We start from the raw sequence: 8,880 nt of genomic DNA, 5'->3' as shown, positions 1-8,880 counted from the left end.
CCTTCAAATGGACTTATTCGGGCAAAGCATTGAAGAAATAATCAATGGTAGGTTAACTCCCGCCTACGTCTACTAGGCTAGTTTAACTATTAATAGTAATGATGGTTATAGCAATCCGATCTGAGTCTCACAACACAACGCCCTCTTGTCTTCCTAGACTTGTTGTATAGCAAGACTTTCAGATTTTACGGATCTAGAAAATCACTTAGGATTGCTATAGTAGTATGAATAGATTTGAAAATATATCAGTAAGGGGTTTTCGGCGTCTTCAAAATATTGAGCTTGAGATGAGAAATCTCATCGTCATGATTGGTGCAAACGGAGCAGGAAAAACTTCTTTTTTAGATGTTCTTTCAATACTAGCCGCTTCAGCAAGTGGAAATTTACAGAATTTATTGCAACTTAAAGGCGGCTTGAACGAAATTTTGACAAGAGGCAAAGTACAAGAACTTGCAATTAAAATTTCAATGCAAGTGCCAAAGGAACAACCTTTGAAGTACAGCTTAACTTTGTCACCCAAAGGTTTATCTTATGAAGTTAGAGACGAATCTTTAACACAGCAGAGAAATCCCAACAGAGCTGAACCATTCAAGTATATTGAATCACAAGGTTTGGATGTTAAATCTTTTCAAGAACGCAGTGGACTTTTGAGACCGGATTGGGAGCACAATCCTCTTGAAACCTCCCTTTCTCAAGTTCCTAAAATGTATCGCGAACCCGAGAACCTGAGAAAGAGCCTTGCTTCTTGCACATATTATGGAGCACTCGATGTTTCAGAGAAAAGTCCAATCCGTCTGCCTCAAGCAATGCGCCCTGCAAAGCTGCCTGGGGCAAGCGGTGAAAACCTGGTTTCCTGTCTTTATGACCTTCGGGAGACCGATCGCGACCGTTTTGAAATGGTTGAAAATATCATTTCTTCTGCCTTTCCAGATTTCGATCGATTAAACTTTCCTCCGGTTGCCGCAGGAACTATGTCTATGACTTGGACAGATAGAAATTTTCCTCAGCCTTTCTATGTCCATGAGCTATCAGAAGGAACGCTGCGCTTCCTCTGGTTGGTTGCGCTCCTGCAAAGTCAAACTTTAACAACTATTACGTTGCTAGATGAACCAGAAGTTAGCCTGCACCCCGAACTCTTAAGACACTTGGTTTATCTAATGAGAGAAGCTTCAAAACACACTCAACTGATAGTTGCCACACACTCAGATAGACTCATCAGATTTCTCAATCCAAGCGAGGTTTTGGTCTGCGATTTGGAAGAAGGGGAGGCAAAAATGAGGTGGGGTGAAACTTTTAACCTGAATAAATGGTTAGAAGATTATACTCTTGACCAGCTTTGGGCAATGAATATAATGGGTGGCCGCCCATGAAAATTGCTATTTTGGTTGAAGGAGCTACTGAAAGGGCATTTAAAAAGAAGCTTGAGGAGTTTCTGCAAAGTCGTTTAGAACAAAAAATGCCCAGACTACACTTTATAACACAAGATGGTCCAATTCTGAAGGAAAAGAAACTCAAGAAAATTGTTGAAAATCTCCTCGATAATGATGACTATCATGCTGTAATTGCACTTACAGACGTTTATACCGGAAAGCCAGACTTTAAAGATGCCAATGATGCTAAAGAGAAAATGAGGAGATGGGTAGATAACAACCCAAACTACTATCCTTACACAGCCTTACATGATTTTGAAGCATGGCTTCTTCCCTACTGGAAAACTATCCAGAAGCTAGCGAAACACAACCGTTCTGCTCCTAGCGGTTCGCCTGAAACAGTGAATCATCAAAAGCCACCTTCCTATTGGATTAAGGAGATTTTTAGCTCTGGAACACGCGGAAAAGACTATAACAAAGTGATTGATGGAATGGCTATTTTGAAAAACAACGATCTGATGATTGCGATTAAAGCTTGTCCCGAACTAAAAGCTTTTGTGAATCGAATTATCTCTCTCTGCGATGAAGAAAAAATAATTTCTTGACGTAAAACGCGATCGCTGTTAATTACCCGAATTCTCAAAGAAGTCTGGTATCTGGGTGTGTTGTTTTTTTAGGTTGTTCTAGTTAATTCAGGGGAATCTCGATCCAGAACTCTGTACCATGACCGGGTACAGAAATACACTTGAGTACGCCTTGGTGTTTCTCAACTACAATTTGGTAACTGATGGACAGTCCTAAACCCGTACCACGACCGACGGGTTTAGTAGTAAAAAATGGATTAAATATGTGAGAGATTAATTCTTTGGGGATGCCGTGACCGTTGTCGGCAATACAAATTCCTACCGTTTTTTCATCGATTAATTCAGTGCGAATCCGAATGCAAGGAGATGCCAAATCAGGAATCAAACACTCGGTGGTGGCATTTATATCTCCTGACTCGACCGCCATTTTTTGGGAGCTTAAATGTGTCGCCGCTGCACTTGCCGCTTTAAAGGAAAGATTAATAACTCGCTCTTTTTGTCCCATTTCTAGGGCGTCAAGGGCATTACCGATCAAATTCATAAATACCTGATTGAGCGAGCTGGCATAGCATTCTACTAAGGGCAAATTACCGTATTCTTTAATGATTTCTACAGTGGAGCGATCGGATTTAGCTTTGAGCCGGTGCTGCAAAATCAACAGGGTATTCTCAATGCCTTCGTGAATGTCAACGGCTTTTTTCTCGGTTTGATCGGTTCTGGAAAAATTGCGTAAAGATACAACTAATTGGCGGATACGGTCAACTCCGACTTTCATGGAACCCAAAATTTTGGGCAAATCTTCGGCCAGAAATTCTATGTCGATCGCTTCGGAACACTCGCTAATTTCTGGGTCGGGATTGGGGTAGTGTTGGCGGTAGAGTTCGACCAAGTTGAGCAAATCTTCGGTGTATTCGCTGGCGTGGGACAGATTGCCGTAGATAAAGTTAACGGGGTTATTGATTTCGTGGGCGACCCCCGCCACGAGTTGTCCGAGACTGGACATTTTCTCGGTTTGAATCAGTTGGGCTTGGGTATTGTGCAGTTCTGTGAGGGTTTTAGCTAGCTGTTGGGCCTTTGCTCGATCGGCTGCTGCTGCATTGAGACTTTCTTGATAAAGTTCTGCTTGGTGAATGGCGATCGCAGCTTGAGTCGCCAAATTTTCCAGCAATTCCTGTTCTGCTGTTTGCCAAACTCTCGGCCCGGAACACTCGTGGACAATCAGCAACCCCCAAAAATGGGAATCTTTGCTGATTGGCACAATTAAACTTCCCCTCACCTGCACTTTTTCCAAAAATTCGCGGTGGCAGGGGGTTAAATCATCAGTATAAATATCATTAATTGCTCGCACCCCTCCTGCTCGGTAAAAGCAGTCTGAGCCTTCCGCCAACCATTCTTGTGGAAATTTGATACCTAAAATTGACTGCCACTGGCCCCGGACAGCTTCTACAACTACCTCGCCGTCGAACCCTGCGGCAAATTGATAAATTATCGTGCGATCGGTATCGAGCAAAACTCTCACTTCTCGCACAATAGTTTGCAGTATAGTTTTTAAGTCTAAGGTGCTGCGAATCTGGTCTCGAACTCGCGTCAATACTTTGGCAAATTCCAAAGATTTTTGCAATTGGGCGGTACGTTCCAGAACTTGGCGCTCCAAGTTGGCATTCAGGGTCTGCACTTCTTTATAAAGAACGTACTGACCAATTGCCGAACAAAATTGGCTGCCTATAGCTAAAGCTTGCTCGATCTCCTCGCACTTCCACTCGGGCGACTGACCTTTTTTTATTTCTCGCCAGACTTCAAACGATTGTCTGGGAAGGATTTGTGCAGCGCTGCTGTCAAAGCGGCCGGCCCACAGTTTTTCGGTATCAATTGCATTGCGAAAAACTGTCAAACAGCCGACTACTTGTTGTTTGTGGTACAGGGGAATGACCAGCAAACCCCGAATTTGAGTAGATTGGAAAGCAGGAACTAAAACTCTAAATACAGGTTCTTTGTATAAGTCTGTAATTATCCAAACTGGGAATTGGGAACTTGTGCTGAGCGTAGCCGAAGTATTGGGAATTGGGAAGTTGGGACTCTCTGCGGTATTTTGGAATCCTTTGGTTAGCCATTCCTGCCAGAGGGGATGAGCTTCGATCGCCCTTAGTTTTGCCCAGTCGGGAAGTGTCGGTTGCTCGCCTGTGACGAACAGTTCAAATGTAGCATCGCCGATGGCAGCAGGAGTCGAAGAGCGATCGTTGCCGGCAATTGGGAATCCTTGACGATCGATATTGGCAGCCGATAACTTTTCACCGTTGATTTTCGGGGGGTTCAGATAGAGCCGGCCGCCGCTGCTGCCCAAAGCGGCGACTGTGGCTTCTAAACCCTGCTGCAGTTGAATGTTGACGTGACCGTACAACAGGGCTGCTATGCGGCTCACGGTGGCTTCCCGGGCGGCTTGAGAGCGGGTTTGCTGGAGGAGGAGTGCGTGGGCGATGGCGCTGGACAATTGATCTGATACGAGCTGAACTACTTCTAAATCTGGTGGTGAAATATTGAGGGGGGCGGAGTGGTGAGACACTAAAAGTCCCCACAGTTCGATGTGAATTTTTTGATTTTTTCCTCGATCGTATCGAGTCAGGCACGTAGGGGAATCGCAGATTGTATCTGTTTTGCTGTTTTGCGATGCGCTCCTGCGGTGCAAAATCGGCACTACTAAGGAAGATTGCACTCCCATTGCCATCAGGTAAGCTGTGTGGCAAGGATCGAGCGATCGGTAGTGCATCTCTTCATTTACTAAAGGTTGACCTGTATCTGCAGCATCTAGGGGACTCAGGAAGATCGTCCCGGAGTTAACATCTATTATTGTCCGCTGGCGCAAAGTGACATACATCTCCCGCGCGCTCGCGGGAATGTCGTCTGCGGGAAAGTGCAGTCCTTTCAAGGAAGGGAGACGGTTGTTATTAATTGACTCAGCAACAACTTCTCCACTGCCGTCGGCACTAAACCTGTAAATCATAATGCGATCTGTTTTCAAAAAAGACCGCACTTCTGCTACCGTACTGGTTAAAATATCTTCTAATTCTAGAGATTGACGAATGCGTTCAGTTATCCGCCGTATCAAAACTTCTCTATCTAGTTTATGATGTAATTCTTGGGTATTTTCTGTGAGTTGCATAAATCTCCTTTGGTAATTATACAATACAATGATAATAAGAAGTTTTGATTTGCTTTTGGAGCGCTCAAACTCAAATGCGTCTGTCTGAGTTTTCAACTCAACCGATCTGTACAATCAATCGGTGGCGCACTGGCCAGAGACGACGATGTATCGTCTCTGGCGCGCTGTGGTAAGAAAAATCTGCGATCGCCCCGCCCCGGTTTAGTCCTTGCCTTCTTGAAGCAGAACGACTTAAGCAAATAATAATTATTATTTTAATCGTCTTATAAATTTCTCGCAATCTTAAAATCTCACTATCAGAATTATTGATTGTTAGGATAGTTTGACATTTGTTTGTATAACTTCATATAATGAGGGTTAATGAAAGAATTTGAAATTTGTTAGCTCCTCTGGCGCTGACAAATTTCGCTGCGCACGCTCATCAGAATTTTACCCAAATGATTTTGGCCGGTGCGGTCGCAGCCGCACCCCCAGTAATAATCCGTTGGCGAATCCTCGACAATCACTCGATCCCCTGTGCCCAGGAGAATAGCTTGAATGTCTGTATGAGCGAGAAATTTAGTTAAAACTGCTTCGCGCATAATGGGAATTTTCACCGCTTCCCAATCAGCGCGCATCTGGTGGTTGGGATCGCGACCTAATTTGGCAGCTTCCTGGGGAGTTGCTACGGCTCGAATCGCCGCCACTAATCTTTCATCAACGGTGACAAATTTTTGGGCTTGATAGTAATGTTCCACAGTCAACCAATCTTGACCGTACAGGCTAATTTCGTGTAGTGAAAAATTAGAAAAGCAGCCGTAAGGCTCCTCTACTTTATAAAAATAAATTATCATTTGATTTGAGATTTTAGATTTTAGATTTTACAGGATTTACGCAGAACCTAATTATCTAGGGTGCTTAGGGGCGCACCTTACTTTACAAGATTTACGCAGAACCTAATTATCTAGGGTGCTTAGGGGCGCACCTTACCGCTATTGGGAATGAGGAATTGAGAATAAGGAATTGGGATTTAAGAATATTTTCTCTTCTTTCTTCACCTCGATCCTCAAAATCCATCTGTTAAATCCGTTGCCGAACTTCTTTCGTTCTAAAATGGCATCAGCTTTTTAAGAGCAGGGTTAGCGATATCGGTATAACGCAGTTCACCACGCAAAATTTTGCCGGTCGACGCCAGCAGCGATCGCTAATTTGATGCCCGCTCGGCCAGCAGTTCCTGTAAACTGATTGAATGCCCCAGCCCAACGACAGACCCAAACCATATCAGTTCGCCATTGTTCGGCGATCGATTTAGTGTAACGATCCTTAGCGTCACCGGCACCTCCAAGAGTTCGATATATCGCCCTAGCAGCCTTAAATCGGCTAAATAGGGCAGGTCGAACCCGCTCACCGGAGAAGGGGTCGGCAAGACTGGTGGCGTCTCCTAAAAGCAGCGCATTTTGCGACTGCAATTGCCGATCGCCATCCCACAGACTCCTGGGGTGTTTCTGCACGTTGCTGACACTAACATCCGCACCGCACTTAGTTGCGTAGTTGACCAAAATTTTCTCGATATCTTTTGGCTTGTCGCCGCGCATCGCAGCAATACTCAAAGAGTAGCCGTCAGCTTTGGCAAAGCTCGAGATAAAACCTTTTTTTATAGTACCAAAATCGAAATAGATGGCATAGCCCTTGATTGAGCGAGTTTCTAAACTTGCGCTCAAACAGAGTTTTGGTTCTTTCAATACGAGCCACTCAGTCATCGGCCCGCCGGCACCGTCAGCAGCAATCAAATAGCGGCCGGAAACGGGTTTTGAGTTAGTTTTAACTTTCCAAACATAATTTTTAAACTCAATTTCTTTGACTTCTGTAGATTCTCCAATTTCCTTACCAGTTGTTTGAGCTTGTTTAATTAAAAAATCGTCAAATACATCTCGCTGTACCGTCGAAATTGGCGACTTTATCTCAACTTTCACCGGGTTTCCCATTTTCCAGGTGTAGCTAATTTTATTAGCTTTCAGAGAAATAGCTGGCGTCTGGCAAAAATCGAGCCATTGGGCGATCGTCCCAGACACGCCGCCACAAGGTTTATTGCGGAGCAAAGACGCTTTCTCTACTAACAAAACAGAAAGTCCCTGCTTTGCCAGGTGATAAGCTGCTGTGCCACCTGCAGGGCCTGCACCGACAATAATGCAATCAAACATTTTCGGTTATGGGTAATTGGTGATGGGTAATTGGTGATGGGGAACCGGGAATTGGTAACTTATGAGTGTTAAATCTTGAGTTTTTAACTCACAACTGAGAACTCATCTAGCGTCTGCGCGTTGTTCGCGGTCGCCTGTTGGCAATCTCAAAACTATTCCTGTTCCCCATGCCCAATTTCCCATTCCCTAAACAGTCGTGATATCTTTCTCTTTCGCTGCCAGAACTTCTTCTATTTTGGCAACGTACTTGTCCGTCAGCTTTTGAATTTTATCTTGCAAGTCGCGGGATTCATCTTTAGAGATATCGCTGCTTTTTTCCTGCTTGCGAATCGAGTCAACGGCATCGCGGCGGATATTGCGAATTGCTACTTTACCTTCTTCAGCAAACTTCCCGGCCATTTTGACAAATTCTTGGCGTCTGTCGCTCGTCAGCGGCGGAATGTTCAAGCGAATAACTGAACCGTCGTTGTTGGGAACGAGTCCTACATCGGACAGGGAAATCGCTTTTTCGATCGAGTTGAGTGTTGTGCGATCGAACGGTTGAATTGTGATCGTAGTCGCATCCGGCGTGCCGATATTGGCAAGGGATTTGATCGGAGTTGGAGAACCGTAGTAATCTACCATGACTCGATCGAGGAGGGAGGCGTTGGCGCGTCCCGTCCGAATAGTATTAAAAGACCGTTGAGTAGCCTCAACTGCCTTTTGCATATGATCTTCTGCGTCAGCTAACTTCACAAAAACCTCCGACAAGAGTTCCAATAGATTCTCCCATTACAGCTCGGTAGATGTTGCCCGACACCGAGAGGTCAAATACCATAATAGGAATATTATTTTCTTTGCAAAGGGCGATCGCCGTACTGTCCATCACCCGCAAATCTTGATTCAAGACGTGGGCATAGGTGAGGGTTTGATACCTGCGCGCGTTGGGGTTGAGGTGGGGGTCGGAATCGTACACCCCATCTACCTTGGTAGCTTTAAAAATCACCTCTGCATCAATTTCAGCCGCCCGCAAAGCGGCTGTAGTATCAGTAGTAAAAAAAGGGTTGCCAGAACCGGCACCAAAAATCACTACTCGTTTTTTTTCTAGGTGGCGAATTGCCCGCCGCCGGATGTAGGGTTCAGCTACTTCTTGCATGGCGATCGCCGATTGCACCCTCGTTGGCACCCCTGCTTGTTCCAGGGCATCCTGCAAAGTTATAGCATTCATCACCGTAGCAATCATGCCCACATAATCAGCCGTTGCCCGATCCATCCCTGCCGAAGCAGCTTTCACCCCGCGAAAAATGTTGCCGCCACCGACAACAATCGCGATTTGAATGCCTTGGGACACGACTTTGGCCACTTCCTGGGCGATCGACCCAACGACTACGGGATCGATGCCGTAGCCCAAGCTGCCCATCAGCGCTTCACCGCTGAGCTTCAGCAAAACTCGCTGATATACCATCCCCATGCCGCCACTATTTTTTTACTCTTTTTGCCTCCACCATAAGATAGCAGTACGGGTGCATTTTGAACATCAATTACTCGGAACAGGCATCCTGCTTGTGCTGCCAGAGAATTTATTTGTTGCGTCGGCTGCTAGGCGAACA

At 45.3% G+C, this 8,880-nt stretch carries 7 protein-coding genes; 2 read left to right on the top strand and 5 right to left on the bottom strand.

Annotation, left to right across the window (positions count from 1 at the left end):
• The first annotated feature begins 224 nt into the window (after positions 1-224).
• Both QUA80_RS12315 and QUA80_RS12310 read left to right on the top strand, forming a co-directional pair.
• Entirely contained in the window at positions 225-1,370 is a 1,146-nt protein-coding gene (locus tag QUA80_RS12315) for an AAA family ATPase (protein ID WP_333424795.1), read from the top strand.
• Positions 1,367-1,975: a DUF4276 family protein gene (locus tag QUA80_RS12310; protein ID WP_333424793.1), complete on the top strand. Its 609-nt coding sequence runs from the start codon at positions 1,367-1,369 to the stop codon at positions 1,973-1,975. The genes QUA80_RS12315 and QUA80_RS12310 overlap by 4 nt, the downstream gene beginning before the upstream one ends.
• Before the next feature lie 82 nt (positions 1,976-2,057).
• Here QUA80_RS12310 and QUA80_RS12305 read toward each other — a convergent pair whose 3' ends face one another.
• The 5 genes from QUA80_RS12305 to pyrH all read right to left on the bottom strand — a co-directional run bounded on the left by QUA80_RS12305 (position 2,058) and on the right by pyrH (position 8,741).
• Complete coding sequence (locus QUA80_RS12305) at positions 2,058-5,111, bottom strand: GAF domain-containing protein (protein ID WP_333424791.1); 3,054 nt, start codon at positions 5,109-5,111, stop codon at positions 2,058-2,060.
• Positions 5,112-5,491: 380 nt separating this feature from the next.
• The gene (locus QUA80_RS12300; protein ID WP_333424789.1) at positions 5,492-5,944 is read right to left on the bottom strand and encodes an NADAR domain-containing protein; all 453 of its coding nucleotides are present in this window, start codon (positions 5,942-5,944) and stop codon (positions 5,492-5,494) included.
• A 309-nt stretch (positions 5,945-6,253) separates the two neighbouring features.
• Positions 6,254-7,291, bottom strand: a complete 1,038-nt coding sequence (locus QUA80_RS12295) for a geranylgeranyl reductase family protein (protein WP_333424788.1) — start codon at positions 7,289-7,291, stop codon at positions 6,254-6,256.
• 186 nt (positions 7,292-7,477) lie between these two features.
• On the bottom strand, positions 7,478-8,026 hold the full coding sequence (frr, locus tag QUA80_RS12290; protein WP_333424786.1) for a ribosome recycling factor: 549 nt from the start codon (positions 8,024-8,026) through the stop codon (positions 7,478-7,480).
• Positions 8,013-8,741: a UMP kinase gene (pyrH, locus tag QUA80_RS12285; RefSeq protein WP_333155549.1), complete on the bottom strand. Its 729-nt coding sequence runs from the start codon at positions 8,739-8,741 to the stop codon at positions 8,013-8,015. The genes frr and pyrH overlap by 14 nt, the downstream gene beginning before the upstream one ends.
• Between the last annotated feature and the right edge of the window lie 139 nt (positions 8,742-8,880).

It is taken from the genome of Microcoleus sp. F4-D5, from assembly GCF_036704885.1.
Lineage (GTDB): Bacteria > Cyanobacteriota > Cyanobacteriia > Cyanobacteriales > Microcoleaceae > Microcoleus.
Note: the sequence above shows the minus strand (reverse complement) of the source record. Positions and strands in the feature narration are given on the sequence as shown.

Coding starts and splice junctions, on each gene's coding strand:
- QUA80_RS12310 (WP_333424793.1), top strand. CDS start 1,367: ATGAAAATTGCTATTTTGGTTGAAGGAGCTACTGAAAGGGCATTTAAA.
- QUA80_RS12305 (WP_333424791.1), bottom strand. CDS start 5,111: ATGCAACTCACAGAAAATACCCAAGAATTACATCATAAACTAGATAGA.
- QUA80_RS12315 (WP_333424795.1), top strand. CDS start 225: ATGAATAGATTTGAAAATATATCAGTAAGGGGTTTTCGGCGTCTTCAA.
- QUA80_RS12300 (WP_333424789.1), bottom strand. CDS start 5,944: ATGATAATTTATTTTTATAAAGTAGAGGAGCCTTACGGCTGCTTTTCT.
- pyrH (WP_333155549.1), bottom strand. CDS start 8,741: ATGGGGATGGTATATCAGCGAGTTTTGCTGAAGCTCAGCGGTGAAGCG.
- QUA80_RS12295 (WP_333424788.1), bottom strand. CDS start 7,291: ATGTTTGATTGCATTATTGTCGGTGCAGGCCCTGCAGGTGGCACAGCA.